Here is a 17,751-nt window from a genome sequence, read left to right as displayed (position 1 = left end):
TTTTGACACAAGCGTAACGTGGAACATCCATCTATTCTAATAATGTATGTTTATCTTGGTAATCAGATTAAATGATGATCGAGTGTTCAATAATGAAGCGTCCGGCTTCGCCGATCACGGATCCGGCCGCATCGCGGTGCGGCGTGTGGCCGCAGCCGGGAAGCACCAGCAGCCGTGTCTGCGGCGCGAGGCGGGCGATGCCTTCGACCTGTTCCATGGTCCCGTATTCGTCGTCCTCGCCCTGGATCGCCATCAGCGGAATACGGATCCTTGCGACCTCGGCGCGGATGTCCCAGCTTCGGAACGCCGGATCGAGCCAGCTGTCGTTCCAGGCCCAGAAGGCCGAGTCGACGTCCGCGTGGTAGTGCGCCAGCCGTTCGCGCAGCGGGCCGGCCAGGTAGGCTTCGCGGGCCGCGCGGATGGCGCGGATGGAGACGTCTTCGACCATGATGTGCGGCGCGGCCACGACGATGCCGCCGAGCCGGTCACCCAGGCGCGCGGCGGCCAACAGCGCGATCGAGGCGCCGTCGCTGTGGCCGAACAGCCATGGCTTGCGCAGGCCCAGCGCGTCGATGAGGGCCGGCAGCACTTCCCAAGCCTGCCGGTGCAGGTAGTCCGGACCCCAGCGTTCCGCGTGCGGGCGCGGCGTCGATCGTCCGTAGCCGTAGCGGGAGTAGGCCATGCCGGTGAAGCCGTGGGTGCGGCAGAAGCGTTCGGGGAAGTCCTTCCACTGCGCGACCGAACCGAGGCCTTCGTGCAGGAAGATCACCGGCGGGTAGGGCGACCCGGGTGCGCCGACCCGGGCGAGTTCGAGCTGCAGGGTCCTGCCGTCCCATGCGATGTCGATGCATTCCGGGTGTCCGGCCGGAGAAGCCTTGTGCATGGCGGTTCCAGTTGTCGGGGCGATGTCCGCCCGGCCGCGATCGTAGCACAATGCCTTACAATCGCCGCGTCGGCAGGCAGCTGCGGGCGTTCATCGACCGGGTGGTCGAATTCATTGATGGGGGAAGAACGATGACGATCAAGCGCATGGACAACGTCCTTATCGTCGTAGACGATCTCGAGGCCGTGAAAAGGTTTTTCATCGCACTGGGGCTCACGCTCGAGGGTGAAACGACGGTCGAGGGCCCGGAGGTCGGTCACCTGATCGGTCTGGAGAACGTCAGGGCGACGCTGGCGATGTTGCGCACGCCCGATGGGCAAGGCATCGAGCTGGACAAGTTCCATGCGCCGCACGCGATCCGGTTCGGACCCGTGGATGCGCCGGTCAACACGCTGGGCTACCGGCGGGTCATGTTCGCCGTCGACGATGTCGACGCGACGGTGGCGCGCATGCGCGAGCACGGCGCCGGGATCATCGGCGAGATGCGGTACGAGGCGTCGTATCGGCTGGCTTACATTCGCGGGCCGGAGGGGATCATTGTCGGGCTTGCCGAAGCCCAGGGGAGTTGACAGGCCGTCCGCTCGCGTGAGGCCGTCCGTGCGCACGGCCACGCCTTTCTACTTGCCGGCGCGCGCATGGGCGTGAGGTGCGCGGGAAATGCTCAGGTATTTAAGGCTGAGGAAGGCATAACAGATCACCGAGCAGGTCAGACCGAGCAGGATGTAGCCGGTGTCGGGCAACAGCAGGGCCAACCCGCCCAACACGAAGACGACCAGCGTGTTGATGACCAGTTGGGACCGCAGCTCGGGACGCTCCATGAAATACGCGTACTGCTTGCCAATGAAAAAGCAGACGGCGCCGATGATCGACAGTACCCGGAAATCGGATAGCGCCATGTCGTCGAGGATCGCGTGCCGGATCAGGCTGGCCAGGATTGACAGGCCGATGAAGACGAAGAAGTGCGAGTACAGGACCGAATGGCCGGTTGTGAGCTTCTGCCTGGTCAGCAGGTGAAAACTGTCGAAATAGACCCACCAGATGCTCGATATCATCACGAAGCCGGTGGCGGCGCTCAATAGCCTCTCTGCACTCCAGCTGATGTTGGCGAGCCCGATGGACAGGCTGCTCACGGACTCGCCCAGTATGATGATCGTGAGCAGACCCACCCGCTCGATCAGGTGTTCGGTATGCACCGGGATGATCTCGAGGCGGCGCCGCAAAAAAACGATGAACGCGAGCAGGTCGAACAGTATGCCAAGATAAAACACGACATATCGTTGCGGCGCCCCGAACAGGACGGAAGCCAGGCTGATGGTGGCGCCGGCGACGATCACCCGGCCGACTCCCTTGGTGAGCTCCACGCCTTCCTTGTGCCGGTGTTGCGACACGAAATACATCGCCGCAATGATGTATTTCGAGCCGGCGTAGCCGACGACGATCGCGTCGAAGCTTGCCTGGAATCGTTGGCCGATCAAACCCGAGATGATAATCAGCAGGAACATGAGGAGCAGGGTCGCCAGCCGATGCTTGCGGTCATCCGCGTCGAACCGGTTGGCATAGATCGTGTGGCTGGCCCAGACCCACCACAGGGGGATGAAAATCAGGACGAATTTCCAGAACTGGAGCGGGTCGAGGTGACCCTCGTGCGTGTGGCTCAGGATATGCGTTACGTCGTCGATCACCACCACAAAAATCAGGTCGAAGAAACACTCGAGCCAGGTGGCGTGGCGATTGGGCTCGAAGTATTTTGTGTTGTGCATATCGCCCCGCTGTCGAATTTGCGCCCGGCGGGCCGCTCGGGTTTTGCGTCCATCAAATCAGTTTGTCCACCGTAACCGGCAATGACCGCACCCGCCTGCCGGTGGCGTGGTAAATCGCGTTGACGACGGCCGCGGCCGTGCCGACCACCCCGATCTCGCCGACGCCCTTCACGCCCAGCGGCGACACGTCCGCATCCGGCTCGTTCACGAAGATCACGTCGATCTCCGGGATGTCCGCATTCACCGGGATGTGGTAATCGGCGAAGTTGTGGGTCATGAAGCGGCCGAATCGGTGGTCCATCACCGTTTCTTCGTGCAATGCCATGCCGATCGCCATGACCGCCCCACCGATGACCTGGCTGCGCGCCGTCTTGGGGTTGATGATGCGACCGGCGGCCACCGCGATCACGACGCGCGTCACGCGCACGATCGGCAGTTCTTCGTCGATCCTGACCTCGACGAAGACTGCGCTGTGCGTATTCTTCGCTTTCGATCCCTTGTCCGCCGACTCGCCCGGGTCCGGCCTGGCGACCTGTTCGGCTTCGATCCATTCCCTGCCGCTGGCGCGCACCAGGTCCACCAGCGAAACGCGCCGCGCGGGGCCGGTTCCGACCATCATGTGACCGGCACCAAACACGACGTCATCGAACGCGGCATCGCCGATCGGGCTCGGCGCCATCCCCGCGGCGACCTGGTGCAGCTGCGCGCCGACCGTGAGGCAGGCCAGGTGCACCGCCGCGCCGGCCGAAGCCGCGCCGCACGAGCCGCCCTCGACCGGCGCCTCGGGCAGGTCGCTGTCGCCGAGCCGCACGCGGATGCGGTCGAGCGGCACGCCCAGGGTATCGCCCGCCACCTGTGCCATCACGGTGGCGGTCCCGGTGCCGATGTCGGTCATCGCGCACGCCACTTCCAGGGTGCCGTCCGCCGCCAGCCGCGCACGCGCGGCGGTCTGTTCGAACGGCGCTTCCCACACGCCGGTCGCCATCCCCCAGCCCACCAGCTCCGTGCCTTCGCGCATCGAGCGCGGCGGCGCCGAGCGCGCCGCCCATCCGAACCGTTCCGCTCCCGCCTGCAGCGCCTCGCGCAGCGCCTTGGACGTGAAGGGGCGCCCGTGCATCGCATCCTTGTCCGTATGATTCACGCGTCGCAGATGCACAGGGTCGACCTTCGCCGCGTACGCCAGCTCATCCATCGCGATTTCAAACAGGTTCACGCCTGTCGCCGCGCCCGGCGCGCGCATGTCCCCGGGCGTGCAGGTATCGACCGACGCCAGCCTGTACGTGCCGCGGGCGTTCGGGCACTTGTAATGCATCAGGGCCCAGTCGACGATGGTCTGGGTGTAACGTTCGAAGCGCGACGTGGTGTGCGTGGCATCGTTGATGATCGCGTTCAGGCTGCCGTCGGCGCCGGCGCCCAGCGCCACCGACTGGACCGCCGGCGGCCGGTACACGTGCGTGAACATCTGCTGGCGTGTCATCCCCACCCGCACCGACCGCTGCAGCATGATGGCGGCGAGCGCGGCCAGGAACACGTGGTATTGCGGCCGCAGCCCCGAGCCGAAGGCGCCGCCGACGAATTCGCTGCGTACCCTGACGTCGTCCTCGTCCAGGCCGAATATCCTGGCCAGGTAGGACTGCACGTTCTGCGTGCCCTGCGTCTTGTCGTAAACGGTCAGGCGGTCGCCCGGCTCCCAGACCACCGTTGCCGCGTGCATTTCCATCGGGTTGTGGTGCTGTGCCGGATGGCGGTAGGTGGCGGCGTGGCGCACCGGCGAGTGCGCGAGGGCCTGGTCGGGATTGCCACGGTGCCTCGGTCCCGGCTCGACCTCGCGCGGCGACTTCGGCGGGAATGGTTCCGCCATCGCGCGTTCGAAGTCGGTGTCGTGGCTCGCGCTCTCGTAGCCGACCTGGAGCAGGCTGGCGGCATCGCGCGCGGCTTCGAGCGTCTGCGCGACCACCAGCGCCACCGGCTGGCCGCTGAACAGGACCTCGTCATCGTACAGGGGACGGAACGGCGAGCCGGACGCAGCCGCCTCATCCTCGTAGCTGCGGTCGCACCGTGGCAGCTGGCGCCGGTTGCGGTGGCTGATCACCTCGACCACGCCGGGCACGGCGCGGGCCGCCGCCTCGTCGATGCCGGTGACACGGCCGCGTGCGAGCGGACTGCCGACGATCCAGCCGTACAGCAGACCTGGCGGGAAATGGTCGGCGGCGTAGCGGGCGCTCCCGGTCACCTTGGCCTCGCCGTCGACGCGGTTCACCGGGTCGCCGATGCGGGGACTAGCGCTCATCTTTCGCTCCTGTTCATGTCGGCTCCGTCAGGCGATCCGTTTGTCGGTGTGCGATTGCGGCCGCCCGCTCGCCGCCTGTTCCAGGGCCCGCACGACGGCCCGGCGCGCCAGTTCGATCTTGAAATCGTTGTCGCCCAGCCCGACCGCGCCTTCGAGCATGCGCGCGGCGACCTGCCCGAACCGCGCGCGGTCCGGCGCGCCGCCGCGCAGCAGCGCTTCAGCCTCGGGCACGCGCCACGGCTTGGGCGCCACCCCCCGAGGGCGACCCGCACGTCCGTGCAGCGCCCGGCATCGTCGCGCGCCAGCACCACCGCCACCGACACCAGCGCAAACGCATACGACAGGCGGTCGCGCAGCTTCAGGTAGGTGTAGTAGGTGCCGAAGTCGCCGGGCGGCAGGTCGACTGCCGTGACCAGCTCGGCGGGGGCGAGATTGTTGTCGCGCCAGGGCTCGTCGCCCGGCAGCCGGTGGTAGTCGGCCAACGGGATCAATCGTTCGCCCTGCGGCCCGGACACGCGCACCCGGGCATCGAGCACGGCGAGCGCCACAGCCATGTCGGACGGGTTGGTCGCGACGCACTGCTCGCTGGCGCCAAGGATCGCGTGCATGCGCGCGAAGCCGCCGCGCGCGCCGCAACCGGTGCCCGGCGCGCGCTTGTTGCACGGGGTCGCCGTGTCGTAGAAGTAGCAGCACCGGGTGCGCTGGTTGAGGTTGCCGCCATCGGTGGCCGCGTTGCGCAGCTGGCGCGTGGCGCCCGACAGGATGGCGGAAGCCAGCACCGGATAGCGGGCGCGCACGATCGGGTGATCGGCCGTTTCCGCATTGGTCGCCAGCGCTCCGAGCCGCAGACCGCCGTCGGGCAGTTCCTCGATCGCGCGCAGCGGCAGGCGGTTTACGTCGATCAGCGTACGCGGCCATTCCACGTCTTCCTTCATCAGGTCGACGAGGTTGGTGCCGCCGGCCAGGAAACGCACCTGACCGGTGCTTGCGGCCTGGTCGGCCAGGCCGATGGCCTGCGTCACATCGGTGGCGCGTTGATAGTCGAAACGGTTCATGTGCCCGGCCCCGGTTGCCGGCGCAGCACGTCCATCACCGCGTCCGTAATGTTGGGATAGGCCCCGCAGCGGCACAGGTTGCCGCTCATGTATTCGCGCACCTCGTCGCGCCTCAACGTCGCCCCTTTCGCCACGCACTCGGCGACCAGGGCCGAGGCCGAGCAGATCTGCCCCGGTGTGCAATACCCGCACTGGAACGCGTCGTGCTCGATGAAGGCGCGCTGCAGCGCGTCCAGCCGGCCGTCGGCGGCGAGCCCTTCGATGGTGGTGACCCGGGCGCCGTCCGCGGTCACGGCCAGCTTGAGGCAGCTGTTGACCGGCTTGCCGTCGACGAGTACGGTGCAGGCCCCGCACTGGCCATGGTCGCAACCCTTCTTGGTGCCGGTCAGCTGCAGTCGTTCGCGCAGCAGGTCGAGCAGGGTGACATACGGCGCGACCGGCAGGGACACAGGGGCGCCGTTGACCTCGAGCGTGACGGGGATGACGCACGGATCGGTACCGCGGGATGAAACGGCAGGGGTATCCATCCTTGCTCCTTCGCGTGACGTGCAAGCGACCGATACTAGCAAATGTCCGACGGCCGAGCGGTGCACGATTGGCAGGCCGCGCGGCGCAACGATCGTCCGCATTGTCGGTCCAATCTTTCATTCGGCGGAGAGAAGGACTACATTGAATTTTAGTGAATTCGTGACCGGCAAGACGTGGAGGTAGACCCGATGGCTACAATCAAACTGGACAAAGCGGCGTGGCAGACCTACTTTGACCGCATTTCGAAGCTGGTGGTGGGTAAGCAGACCGAGATCGAGGTCGCGTCGCTGAGTCTCGGCGATCAGATCGAAGCCGAGTGGGTGCCGCTGCTGGGCATCACTTACGATCCCAAAAACGATCTGCTGGAGGTGCTGCTGGAGGGGCTCGACCACCTTATCCGACACCCGCGCGACATCTACGTGGACCAGGGGCCCGCCGGATTGACGAGCATGGAGGTGATCGACGCCGACGATGTGCAGCAGATTATCCGACTGCGCGATCCGGTCATGCTGCCTTACTCGCCGCCCCCTTGACGGGCCGTCGCTTTCACCCGGAGGCAAACAATGAACCCGAATAGTGTGGGGCTGGCCACCCAGGTATCGCAACCGGGCGCACACGGCGCGGTGGTCGGCGCTGCCCATGACCAGGAAGTACCCGAAGTTGATCTGCTCAGCCCGCTAACGCTGCGCAGCCTCACCCTGCGCAACCGCATCGCCATGGCGCCGATGTGCCAGTATTCGGCCGAGGAAGGCCTGGCCAACGACTGGCACCTGGTGCACTTGGGCAGCCGAGCGGTGGGCGGCACCGGGCTCGTGATCGTCGAGGCCACCGGCGTCACCCGGGACGGCCGCATTACCCCTGGCGACCTGGGCATCTGGAGCGACGATCACATCGAGCCCCTGGCGCGCATTGCCCGCTTCGTCAACGGCCAGGGCGCCGTCGCGGGCATTCAGCTTGCTCACGCGGGGCGCAAGGCGAGCACCGCCGCCCCCTGGACTGGCGGCGCGACACTGAAGACGGCCGGGGAGGGTGGTTGGCCAGTGGTCGCGCCCAGTTCGATTCCGTTCCATCCGGACGACCCGGCGCCCGTCGCGCTCGACGAAGCCGGCATCGACGGCATCGTCGACGCCTTCGAGGCGGCCGCGTGGCGGGCCCTGGCAGCCGGCTTTAAGGTCTTGGAGATCCACGCCGCGCATGGCTACCTGCTGCACCAGTTCCTGTCGCCGCACAGTAACCAGCGGGATGACCAGTACGGCGGCAGCCTGGAGAACCGGATGCGCGTCGTGCTGCGTGTGACCGAACGCGTGCGCGCCACCGTTCCAGCCGGGCTGCCGCTGTTCGTGCGTATTTCCGCCACCGACTGGGTCGCCGGCGGCTGGGACATCGAGCAGTCGGTCGAACTGTCGCGGCGTCTCAAGGACCTGGGCGTCGATCTCATCGACGTGTCAACCGGCGGCAATCTGCCGACCGCGCGCATTCCGGTCGCCAAGCGCTACCAGGTGCCATGCAGCCGCCGCATCCGCGACGACGCCGGCATCCCGACCGGCACGGTCGGGCTGATCACGGATGCGAAGGACGCCGACGACATCATCACCGGCGGCGACGCCGACCTGGTACTGGTGGGGCGCGAACTGCTGCGCGAACCGTACTGGGCACTGAAAGCCCAGCATGCGTTCGAGGAGGAGCCGGATTGGCCGGTGCAATATGGATATGCCGTGAAGCGGCGGGCGAAATGATGGTGGTACGGCTTTCCGCTGACAATTTATCCGCTCCTTCCGTGGCTAGAAACAATACCAGGGGAGCCCGAGCGCCTTACATCTGTTCGCCCGGGGGTGACGTGGACGTGGGCCAGGCCGCAAGCACCACAACCGCCAGCAATACCAGCGCCTCGATCCACAATATGTGCTTGAACCGTGGAGGGAGGGCCGCGGGTGCGGCGTCGCCTCCGGATTCGCGCTCGAGCCAAGGCGGCATGACGAAAAAACGGTTGAATCCACCCAACAGTGCCGCCACACCCACGAGCAGCAGCTTTGCCGCGAGCAAGTTGCCGTAGGGGTGCCGACCGGGGCGTCGAACCCGCCGAGACTGCGCCAGGCCGCGTAGAGGCCTGTCACGACAATGCCGGCCAGCGGACAGGTCGCCGCTTGTCCGCAGCTGGTCATGCCCATGCATCTGCATCGCGCGGATGGTTCGACTTTGCCGGCCCCGCTAAACATTGCTCGTGTATCGTTGAAGCTGGAAGCAGGCTGACGAACTAAATGCATGCGGTTGCCCGCTTTCGGCTCGAAGTTACTCCCAGTCCACGACTATGAACATATCCGTCGTTACTCGTCCCCATCGGAAGCCGAACCGGCGTTAGTCTTGTACGGCGGATCGTTCAGCTATGCCGAATAGATTTGGCGAAAAGCCGACCGACGTCGGATTTAACCTCTTCGTAGAATTCCGGAAGCACATCCTTCCCATGATTCCCTCCGCCCGCTCCACATCCCGCCTCCCGCTTTTCCTGTCAGTCGATCGTGCTGCGGCCTATCAGGCCAAATATGCTCTCAGGGCATCAAGCGGCACGTGCAAGGCCTCGTCACGCACGAAGGCGTCAAGCAGAAATTCGATCGTCGCGCGCACGCGGGGCGCGAGCAACGCACGATGCGGATATTGCAGCGCCATCTCGTAGGTGCCTGGATGGTGGCAATCGCCAAGGACGACTTTCAAAGCGCCGACCTGAAGGTGCGGCCACGCGTGGTGGACGCCGACCTGTGCAATCCCGAGTCCGGATAACGCAGCCTGGACCGAGGCCTCGGGGGCGGAGACGGTAACAACAGCTGCCTCGGGCTCGAAGGACTCGATACTCCCTTCGGGCCCTCTGAATGCCCAAGCTGAAATACGCCCCCGAGAAAGCGCCTGGCGATCAACCGATGTTGCATGAGGTCCGCCACGCTGCGCGGCACGCCGTGACGCTCGAGGTATGCCGGCGCGGCGACCAAGGCCATGTTCAAGCGGCAGACTGGGCGTGACACCAAGGCCGAGTCGAGAATTTGCCCGCCACGCAAGGCCATGTCGTATCCTTCCTGGACCAAGTCGATGCGCCGGTCATCAAAATCCACTTCGAATGAAAGCGCGGGATGACGCGCCAGCAGTCCCGGCAACGCCGGCATTAGCTGGTCACGCCCAAACGCCGCGCTGGTCGAGATGCGCACCCGTCCGCTTGGCTCGACCCGCCGCGCAGCAACAGAATCTACGGCCGCATCCAGCGCAGAAAGGGCGATCCGGGCTTGCTTAAGGAACGCTGTGCCTTCCGAGGTCAAGGTCAACGTACGGGTGGTGCGGTTCATCAGGCGTACGCCGAGGGCACGCTCGAGACTGGCCACGTTCTTGCTCACCGCTGCGGATGAAATATCCAGCGAACGCGCGGCGGCGGCGAAGCTGCCGGTGTCGGCCGCGCGAACAAATGACAGGATGGCGCGGATGCGCTGTGTCGAGTCCATGGCTTATCTGAATCCGTTCCCTGGGTGATTATCAACCTCAGGTTATCAGATTAATTACCGTGCCACTAGTTCCGGTTGCGAATGCGTCCGCCCATAATGAAATGGATCCGTAACCCGACTCAAGAGGAAAAGCAAGATGTTGATTTCGATCGTCTATGACAGTGGCTATGGTCACACCGCGAAACAAGCACAGGCGGTAGCCGAAGGCGTCAACGCCGTGCCCGGCGCGGAAGCGAACCTGATTGCCGTTGCCGATGGCGCAATCCCATGGCAAACACTGGAGGCCAGCGACGCAATCATTTTCGGTTCGCCGACTTACAACGGCACGCTGAGCGCCAAGCTCAAGCAGTTCTTCGAGGACGCGAACAAGCCGGCGTGGAATGAACTGAAATGGCGCAACAAGATCGCCGCCGGCTTCACCAACTCCGGCGCGCAAAGTGGCGACAAACTCAATACGCTAGTGTCGATGGCACTGTTCGCCGCACAGCACGCGATGATCTGGGTCGGCCTCGACCTCAAGCCGGGCAACGCCACCAGCACCAGCAGCGTCAACGAACTCAATCGCCACGGCAGTTGGTTGGGCGCGATGGCCCAATCCAATATGGATCAGAGCCCGGAGGAAACACCGATCGAGAGCGACCTGAAGACGGCCGCCCATCTGGGCAAGCGGGTCGCCGGGATCGCGCGCCGCTTCAAGAACTGAGCAAGCTTTAGAAAGAAGGCTAAGCCATGTCGAACCAAAATACTCCGCGTTCCGCCGCGATCACGCTGGCGGCAGTCCGCGCCGTAGCGCCCGCACTTGCCAACTATACCGAGGCGAAGATCGTCGGTGATCTCTGGCAGCGTCCCGAGCTGTCGGCGCGCGACCGCGGCATCGTTACCCTGGCCGCACTGATCGCACGAAATCAGACGATCGGTATCCCGCATTACACCAATTTGGCGCTCGACCATGGCGTCCAGCCAAGCGAAATCTCCGAACTCGTCACACACCTGGCGTTCTACACCGGCTGGTCCAACGCGTTCTCGGCAATCATGGCGATGGAGCAGGTGTTCGCGCAACGCGCTATCGATGTCGCCGAGTTGCGAGCTGTGTCGCCTGCGCTTTTGCCTCTCGACGAGACGGCCGAGGCGCAGCGCGCAGCGCGTGTCGACGCACAGTTTGGCCAGGCATTTCCGGGCATGGTGCAGTACACCGCCGATCTCCTGTTCCGCGACCTTTGGCTCCGCCCGGGACTGGCGCCGCGCGACCGGAGCCTGGCGACCGTCAGTGCCCTGATCGCCGCGGGCCAGGTCGCGCAGGTTCCCTACCATCTGAACAGGGCGATGGACAATGGGCTGACGCAAGCACAAGCGGCGGAAGTCGTCACGCATCTGGCGTTCTATGCGGGCTGGCCTTGCGCCTTTTCGGCAATGCCGGTCGTGAAAGACGTTTTCGAACAGCGTGCTGCCGCCTGAGCGGCACGCAGGAACCGGGAGAGTGAAATGAAAGCCAAGCAGGTCTTGATGTTGTGTGCATCGTTTATGGCCTTATGTTTTTCCACATCGGCGGGCGCGCAAGAGGCAAAGCGTCCCTACGTTCGTTTGGCTGAACTGGAAATCGATCCAGCCCAGATGGAGCAATTCGACGCGGCGATTCGGGAAGGAGTAACGACGGCTGTGCGGGTTGAGCCAGGGGTTCTGGCGCTGTATGCAGTCAGCGAAAAGGACTATCCGAACCGCGTACGCGTCTTCGAGATGTATACCGACGAGGGGGCGTATCGGAAGCATCTGCAAACACCGCATTTCAGGAAGTTCCGAGACACGACGGACAAGATGGTGAAGTCGCGCAAGCTACTCGACGGCGTGCCGATTGTTCTTGAGGCGAAACCGGTCGCTGTACCGGCAACAAAATAGGAGCAGCCATGAAGATCAAGTCCACATTGCTTGCCGCGTCCGCCTGCATGGCGGTCGCCGCGGCCGCGATCGGCGCGGCGCACGCACAGGCATCGAAGGCGAGCCAGCCTCATGCCTACTACATCGCCGAATTCAAGATCACCAGTCCCGAAGGAATGAAGCCCTACAGCGCGCGCGTGGCGTCTACCTTCGAACCATATGGAGGCCGCTACATCGTCCGCGGCGGCAAGATCGCGCCTCTTGAAGGCGAGGGGCCGAATAATCGCATGGTCATCATCGAGTTCGACAGCATGGAAAAGGCCCAGGCGTGGTATGACTCGCCCGAGTATGCTCAGCTGAAACCGATCCGGCACAAAAATGCGATATCGCGCGTGTACATTGTCGAAGGTACGAGCCAGTAATCAATCCTGAAAATCGTAAAGCGAACCAGATCGTTGTCGATCTGCTTCAACGGATCGCGAAAGGCAAGATTCCAAGGATTGCACGATGACAACTCGGTTAACCGATGAACTGCGCAGGATGGCCGAGAGCGACGACCTGCACATTGCTCCTCTGCGCGAAGACGGCGTTACACATGGCACGCCCAGAATGTTCAACGACCGTATTGACGAGGCTTACCGGGCAAAGTACCAGGGTAATTCCTGCCTCGGTTCGATGATCGGGCCTCGTGCGCGTTCGGCGACCATCAAGGTCATACCGTCCGGCCGGGCAGGAAATGACTGAAATGACTGATTCGAACATCAGTTTTCATCAGAGTCGTCGTGCCTCGACGCTGCGGCAGCCGGGTCTGGCGCAGTACCAGGCAGCCGTGCTCGAGTTCGATCGCCTTTGGGAGAGCGGGGGATCGAGACGGCAGCCGGAAAGGATGAAGCGGCTCTTGGCGCTGATCGAGCAATTCGAGGAGGCGGAAACCCTCGATCGCGCGGGCGCTGGTCTGCCATAGGGTAAGCCTTAAGCCCACTCATGAAGCGTTTTCATGAGGTTCAGTAATCGAGCCCCGACGCGCGCGATTGTTATGGCGTTAGAGTCTTCGCATGAGTAAGAACTTACAGGTGAAAGTGTCATGAAATTCGAGACCGCAGCGGGCCAGAACCCGATCGATCAACTGAACGTAGTGGGGAAACCCATCGACCGTGTCGAAGGTCCGCTCAAAGTGACCGGGACCGCAACGTATGCGTATGAGCAGCATACCGCCGTGCCCAACGCCGCGTACGGCTATGTGGTCGGTGCGGGGATTGCCAAAGGGCGCATTGCTTCGATCGACGTGACCCCGGCGCGTTCCGCATCGGGTGTACTGGCCGTGGTGACGGCTGCGAATGCCGGCAAGGTGGACAAAGGTGAATTCTATGCCGCGAGGGCACTAGCCGGACCGGACGTCGACCACTATCACCAGGCAGTCGCGCTCGTCGTTGCGGAAACCTTCGAGCAGGCGCGCGCCGCTGCCCAGATGGTCAAGGTGCGCTATCAGCGCGTCGCCGGCGCGTTCGATCTGGATGCGGCCCGCAGTACAGCCCGCGCCCCGAAGCAGGCTCCCTATTCTCCGCCGCCGGAGACGTCCATTGGCCAGTTCGCCGATGCGTATGCTGCCGCACCGGTGAAACTCGACGCGACGTTTTCGACCCCCGACCAGGCGCACGCGATGATGGAGCCGCATGCCACCATCGCTGCTTGGGACGGCGACAGGCTGACCTTGTGGACGGCTATCCAGCAGGTCAACTGGGGCGTGCGCGACATCGCGAAAACCCTCGGCATCCCTAAAGAAAACGTGCGGATCGTGTCCCCGTATATCGGCGGCGGCTTTGGCGGCAAAGGCACCATCCTGTCCGACGCCGTTCTGGCGGCCGTAGGGGCACGTCAGGCGGGGCGCCCGGTGAAGGTGACGCTGCAGCGTGCGCTTATGTTCAACAACGTGACCCATCGGCCCGCGACCATCCAGCGCATCCGGATCGGCGCGTCGCCGGACGGCAAGATCACCGCAATTGGACACGAGAGCTGGTCCGGGAACATCGCGGGCGGACGGCCGGAAGCGGCAACGACCCCGACTCGACTGCTGTATGCCGGGCCGCACCGGATGACGCGCCTGCGTCTGGCGCATCTCGATCTTCCCGAAGGGAGCGCCATGCGGGCGCCGGGCGAGGCGCCCGGTATGATGGCCCTCGAGATTGCCATCGACGAGATGGCGGAAAAGCTGGGCCTTGATCCCGTCGCGTTCCGCATCATGAACGATACCCAGGTCGATCCCGAGAACTCGCGCCGTCCGTTCTCGCAGCGCCAGTTCGTCGAATGCTTGCGTGTCGGCGCAGAGCGCTTTGGCTGGAGTGGGCGTCCCGTCCGTCCCGCCAGCCGGCGAGAAGGACGCTGGCTCATCGGCATGGGCGTAGCAGCCGCGATTCGCGGCGCTCCGGTAACGAAGTCCGCAGCCCGGGTCAGGCTCGATCGTGACGGCCTGCTGATCGTAGAGACGGACATGACGGACATCGGCACCGGAAGCTACACCATCGTCGCGCAGACGGCGGCGGAAATGATGGGCCTGCGTGTCGATCAGGTGAAGGTCCGGCTTGGCGATTCGCAGTTTCCCGAATCGAGCGGCTCCGGTGGACAGTGGGGCGCGGCGTCGGCCACTGCGGGTGTGTACGCGGCCTGCGTGAAGCTGCGCGAGACCGCGGCCCGGAAGCTCGGCTTCGATCCCGTCAGTGCGGAATTCGCCAATGGCCAAGTGCGGCAGGGCGGGCGCAGCGCACCGCTGGTGCACGCGGCGCGCGATGCCGATCTGGTGGCGGAAGACACGATGGAATACGGCGAGCTCGCCAAACAATATGCGCAACAGACCTTTGGCGCGCAGTTCGTCGAAGTGGCGGTCGATGCCGCGACGGCGGAGATCCGCATCCGACGCATGCTCGCAGTCTGCGCGGCCGGCCGCATCCTTAATCCGAAAACGGCGCGCAGCCAGGTGATCGGCGGTATGACGATGGGCGCGGGGGCCGCCTTGATGGAGGCGCTCGTGGTCGACAAGCGGCATGGATTCTTCGTGAATCACGATCTGGCGGGCTACGAGGTTCCCGTGCATGCGGACATTCCACACCTGGACGTGGTTTTCCTCGACGAGACGGATCCGACCATTGCGCCACTGAAGGCTAAGGGCGTGGGAGAACTTGGCATCAGCGGCGTGGCGGCCGCTGTTGCCAACGCGGTCTACAACGCGACCGGTGTGCGCCTGCGGGAGTATCCGATCACGCTGGACAAATTGATCGATCGGCTGCCTGCTTGATGGCATTGCCGCGCTACGGCCGGAATGTCCCGGCGAGGTTGTTCAGGACGGCGGTTCCAGGACTGATACGGTCCGGTTCGCGCCGGAGCGCATTGATCACTAACGCTACCGCCCGCGGGCTATTGCGGCGGTTTGGGTAGTAGGCATATAAGCCAGGGAATGGAGGACACCACTCAGGCATCACACTCAGCAACCGGCCCTCGCGAACGTGTATTCCGGCCAGACTCTCGGGCAAGAAGGCCAGACCAGCGCCGCTCAGTGCAGCATTCAGAATCGAATACGAACTCGTGAACACAGCTTGCCCGCGCACTTTGGCTTCGATGGGACGCCCTTCATGTTGCAGTTCCCAGGCGTATAACCCGCCGCTGCTGGCCAGGCGCAGGGTAATGCAGTTTTGCTTCATGAGGTCCTGCAACGAGTCCGGCTTGCGGTGCCATTCGAAGTAGGCGGGCGAGCCGACGATCATCATCGGTTCGTCAGCAGTCAGTCGAACGGCGATCATGTCCTTTTCTAACAGATCGCCATAGCGGATTCCGATGTCGTAGCGTTCTGCGGCGATGTCGACCATGCGGTAGTCCGAACTGATTTCGACATGCAGGTCAGGGTACTGGCGCAGGAGAGGCGCAATGCGTGGCCATACGATGTCGTCGACAACATGTTCGATCGCCGTGATGCGCACGGTACCGGCAGGCTTGTCGCCCATGTCGGTGATCGCGACGAGTTCGGTCTCGATTTCTTGCAGGAGTGGCGCAACGTGCTGCAGCAGCCTCTCACCGGCTTCGGTCGGGGAGACACTTCGTGTAGTGCGGGTCAGCAGGCGCACCCTCAGCCTGCTTTCGAGCGTACGGATGACATGGCTGAGCGCTGACTGCGTCATGCCGAGCTTGGCAGCGGCTCGGGTGAAACTGCGTTCTCGTGCTACCGCGAGGAATAGTTGAATGTCCTTGATGTCGTTTGCGCCCATTGTTGGATCCTGAGGAAAGGGCCGGCATGGCGTACGCTCGGCCGCGGGTAACCGCGCAATGATAGCTCGTCCATGTCGCACGTGTTTTTCGTGACAAGAGCGCCAGCCGTGAAGGTGGCGGTGTCGCTTCATAAGTAACTTGAGCGGGTTGGAGGCCCTTATTCATGAGAGCGTTTCATAACGCCATTGAACGAAACGCTCTATTGGGTCCGGGTCGCCAAAGTTATATTGGCATGAACAATCCGGCGGCCTGTGCGGCGCCGAGAATTCAGCGATGGATTGGAAAAGAGGAATTTATGAAATCAGTCGTCGCGATACTCCTGTCGCTTGCGCTTGGCGCTACAGCATTCGCCCAGACCGGCAGTGCTGCCCAGGAGATGGTGATCACGCGTGCAGGGACTCAGGCCTCCGTCAAGGGACCCGAACAGAACTTTACCGGGAGCGTACGCGTCGATCCGTTGTTTGCCGCGCATTCGCCTTCGACCACATCCGGCGGCGCCGTGACGTTCGAGCCGGGCGCCCGATCAGCTTGGCATACTCATCCTGCCGGGCAGGTATTGATCGTTACCTCCGGTGTGGGACGCGTGCAGCAGTGGGGCGGGCGCATTCAGGAAATCCGCGCGGGCGACGTTGTCTGGACACCGCCTGGCGTCAAGCATTGGCACGGCGCCGCACCGACCACCGCCGTCACTCACATCGCCGTTCAGGATGACGCAGGCGGCAAGAACGTCGAGTGGCTCGAAAAGGTCAGCGATGAACAATACGCCAAATAAGTTCGCGACATCGGGGAACTCTTTCGCCGTCGCCGCTCTGTTGTGCGTCGTATTCATGTTCGGCCTGGCGAACGACGCGCTTGCCCAGGCGCGCAAGTCGGTCCCCGACACATCTCGATCTGTAAAGGAGAGTCAAATGGTTGCACCCGCATTGGAGCATTACACCCAGAACCTGTTGCTCGGAGACGTCTGGAAGCGTCCTGGCCTGTCGCCGCGCGACCGCGGCATCGTCACGGTCGCGGTTCTGATCGCAAGGAACCAGCCGCTGGATCTGCCGTTCTACCTGAACCGTGCGCTTGACGCCGGCGTCAAGCCAGGCGAAATCGCCGAGATCATCACGCACCTCGCGTTCTACTCTGGTTGGCCGAACGCCACGGCGGCCGTGGACGCCGCAAAGCCCGTGTTCGCCGCGCGGCACATCAAGGCCGATCAGCTACCTCAGGCCAAGGTCGAGCAGCTTCCGCTCGATAAGGATGCCGAAAACAGGCGCGCCGCGACAGTCGAAGAAAACTTCGGCAAGGTCGCACCGGGCGTCGTCCAGTACACGACCGACGCGTTGTTCCGCGATCTCTGGCTGCGTCCCGCCCTGGCCCCGCGCGACCGTAGCATGGTCACCGTGAGCGCGCTGGTTGCGTCGGGCCAGACGGCCCAGATCACTTACCACCTCAACCGCGCGATGGATAACGGCTTGACCCAGGAGGAGGCAGGCGAGCTGCTGACCCAGCTGGCGTTCTATGCCGGGTGGCCGAATGTGTTCTCCGCCATGCCAGTCTTCAAGGACGTCTTTGCCAAGCGATCAGGCGCCGCCGAAAAGTAAGCAGACATGAGGCCGTGGCGCCTCGAACCTGTAAAGGA

Annotated in this window: 18 protein-coding genes and 2 pseudogenes; 12 read left to right on the top strand and 8 right to left on the bottom strand. The window is 64.0% G+C overall.

Annotated features, from left to right (window positions below):
- Positions 1 to 67 precede the first annotated feature (67 nt).
- The gene (locus P0M04_RS26545; RefSeq protein WP_259451261.1) at positions 68 to 883 is read right to left on the bottom strand and encodes an alpha/beta fold hydrolase; all 816 of its coding nucleotides are present in this window, start codon (positions 881 to 883) and stop codon (positions 68 to 70) included.
- Positions 884 to 1,014: 131 nt separating this feature from the next.
- Here P0M04_RS26545 and P0M04_RS26540 point away from each other — a divergent pair, with 131 nt between their 5' ends.
- Positions 1,015 to 1,452, top strand: coding sequence for a VOC family protein (locus tag P0M04_RS26540; protein ID WP_259451475.1), 438 nt, complete (start codon positions 1,015 to 1,017; stop codon positions 1,450 to 1,452).
- A 48-nt stretch (positions 1,453 to 1,500) separates the two neighbouring features.
- On the opposite strand, the gene P0M04_RS26535 is transcribed toward P0M04_RS26540, so the two are convergent.
- The 4 genes and pseudogenes from P0M04_RS26535 to P0M04_RS26520 form a co-directional block, all read right to left on the bottom strand.
- Positions 1,501 to 2,643 carry a low temperature requirement protein A gene (locus P0M04_RS26535; RefSeq protein WP_259451262.1) on the bottom strand — a complete coding sequence of 381 codons (1,143 nt, stop codon included), beginning with the start codon at positions 2,641 to 2,643 and terminating at the stop codon, positions 1,501 to 1,503.
- Between the two features lie 52 nt (positions 2,644 to 2,695).
- The gene (locus tag P0M04_RS26530; RefSeq protein WP_259451263.1) at positions 2,696 to 4,933 is read right to left on the bottom strand and encodes a xanthine dehydrogenase family protein molybdopterin-binding subunit; all 2,238 of its coding nucleotides are present in this window, start codon (positions 4,931 to 4,933) and stop codon (positions 2,696 to 2,698) included.
- A gap of 27 nt (positions 4,934 to 4,960) precedes the next feature.
- A pseudogene (locus tag P0M04_RS26525) lies at positions 4,961 to 5,988 on the bottom strand (FAD binding domain-containing protein).
- Complete coding sequence (locus P0M04_RS26520; protein ID WP_259451265.1) at positions 5,985 to 6,515, bottom strand: (2Fe-2S)-binding protein; 531 nt, start codon at positions 6,513 to 6,515, stop codon at positions 5,985 to 5,987. The pseudogene P0M04_RS26525 and the gene P0M04_RS26520 overlap by 4 nt, the downstream one beginning before the upstream one ends.
- A 189-nt stretch (positions 6,516 to 6,704) precedes the next feature.
- Between P0M04_RS26520 and P0M04_RS26515 the strand changes: the two genes are divergently transcribed.
- Positions 6,705 to 7,049: a DUF5335 domain-containing protein gene (locus P0M04_RS26515; RefSeq protein WP_259451266.1), complete on the top strand. Its 345-nt coding sequence runs from the start codon at positions 6,705 to 6,707 to the stop codon at positions 7,047 to 7,049.
- A gap of 30 nt (positions 7,050 to 7,079) precedes the next feature.
- Positions 7,080 to 8,252 carry an NADH:flavin oxidoreductase/NADH oxidase gene (locus P0M04_RS26510; protein WP_259451267.1) on the top strand — a complete coding sequence of 391 codons (1,173 nt, stop codon included), beginning with the start codon at positions 7,080 to 7,082 and terminating at the stop codon, positions 8,250 to 8,252.
- A gap of 76 nt (positions 8,253 to 8,328) precedes the next feature.
- Here the strand turns inward: P0M04_RS26510 and P0M04_RS32970 are convergent, their stop codons facing one another.
- Complete coding sequence (locus P0M04_RS32970; RefSeq protein WP_371877887.1) at positions 8,329 to 8,688, bottom strand: CopD family protein; 360 nt, start codon at positions 8,686 to 8,688, stop codon at positions 8,329 to 8,331.
- A 357-nt stretch (positions 8,689 to 9,045) separates the two neighbouring features.
- Positions 9,046 to 9,998: pseudogene (locus P0M04_RS26505) on the bottom strand (LysR family transcriptional regulator).
- A 136-nt stretch (positions 9,999 to 10,134) separates the two neighbouring features.
- Here P0M04_RS26505 and P0M04_RS26500 point away from each other — a divergent pair.
- From P0M04_RS26500 to paoC, 7 genes are all read left to right on the top strand, one after another.
- A complete protein-coding gene (locus P0M04_RS26500; protein WP_259451269.1) occupies positions 10,135 to 10,701 on the top strand; it encodes a flavodoxin family protein in 567 nt (188 codons plus the stop codon).
- A gap of 26 nt (positions 10,702 to 10,727) precedes the next feature.
- Positions 10,728 to 11,453 carry a carboxymuconolactone decarboxylase family protein gene (locus P0M04_RS26495; RefSeq protein ID WP_259451270.1) on the top strand — a complete coding sequence of 242 codons (726 nt, stop codon included), beginning with the start codon at positions 10,728 to 10,730 and terminating at the stop codon, positions 11,451 to 11,453.
- 27 nt (positions 11,454 to 11,480) lie between these two features.
- A complete protein-coding gene (locus P0M04_RS26490; protein WP_259451271.1) occupies positions 11,481 to 11,891 on the top strand; it encodes a putative quinol monooxygenase in 411 nt (136 codons plus the stop codon).
- An 8-nt stretch (positions 11,892 to 11,899) separates the two neighbouring features.
- Positions 11,900 to 12,292, top strand: a complete 393-nt coding sequence (locus P0M04_RS26485; protein ID WP_259451272.1) for a DUF1330 domain-containing protein — start codon at positions 11,900 to 11,902, stop codon at positions 12,290 to 12,292.
- Between the two features lie 85 nt (positions 12,293 to 12,377).
- A complete protein-coding gene (locus P0M04_RS26480; RefSeq protein WP_259451273.1) occupies positions 12,378 to 12,614 on the top strand; it encodes a DUF2255 family protein in 237 nt (78 codons plus the stop codon).
- Position 12,615: 1 nt separating this feature from the next.
- Positions 12,616 to 12,834 (top strand): hypothetical protein, encoded by a 219-nt coding sequence (locus P0M04_RS26475; RefSeq protein WP_259451274.1) that lies wholly within the window; start codon positions 12,616 to 12,618, stop codon positions 12,832 to 12,834.
- A 120-nt stretch (positions 12,835 to 12,954) separates the two neighbouring features.
- The gene (gene paoC / locus P0M04_RS26470) at positions 12,955 to 15,159 is read left to right on the top strand and encodes an aldehyde oxidoreductase molybdenum-binding subunit PaoC (protein ID WP_259451275.1); all 2,205 of its coding nucleotides are present in this window, start codon (positions 12,955 to 12,957) and stop codon (positions 15,157 to 15,159) included.
- Positions 15,160 to 15,172: 13 nt separating this feature from the next.
- Here the strand turns inward: paoC and P0M04_RS26465 are convergent, their stop codons facing one another.
- Entirely contained in the window at positions 15,173 to 16,123 is a 951-nt protein-coding gene (locus P0M04_RS26465) for a LysR family transcriptional regulator (RefSeq protein ID WP_259451276.1), read from the bottom strand.
- Between the two features lie 296 nt (positions 16,124 to 16,419).
- Here P0M04_RS26465 and P0M04_RS26460 point away from each other — a divergent pair, with 296 nt between their 5' ends.
- Together P0M04_RS26460 and P0M04_RS26455 are read left to right on the top strand one after the other, a co-directional pair.
- Positions 16,420 to 16,896 carry a (R)-mandelonitrile lyase gene (locus P0M04_RS26460; RefSeq protein ID WP_259451277.1) on the top strand — a complete coding sequence of 159 codons (477 nt, stop codon included), beginning with the start codon at positions 16,420 to 16,422 and terminating at the stop codon, positions 16,894 to 16,896.
- The gene (locus P0M04_RS26455) at positions 16,877 to 17,713 is read left to right on the top strand and encodes a carboxymuconolactone decarboxylase family protein (protein ID WP_371877361.1); all 837 of its coding nucleotides are present in this window, start codon (positions 16,877 to 16,879) and stop codon (positions 17,711 to 17,713) included. Before P0M04_RS26460 ends, P0M04_RS26455 begins: the two co-directional genes overlap by 20 nt.
- Positions 17,714 to 17,751: the final 38 nt, after the last annotated feature.

This window comes from Telluria mixta, from assembly GCF_029223865.1.
Taxonomy (GTDB): Bacteria; Pseudomonadota; Gammaproteobacteria; order Burkholderiales; family Burkholderiaceae_D; genus Telluria; species Telluria mixta.
The sequence above is the reverse complement of the archived record's forward strand: the minus strand, read 5'-3'. Positions and strand labels throughout refer to the sequence as shown.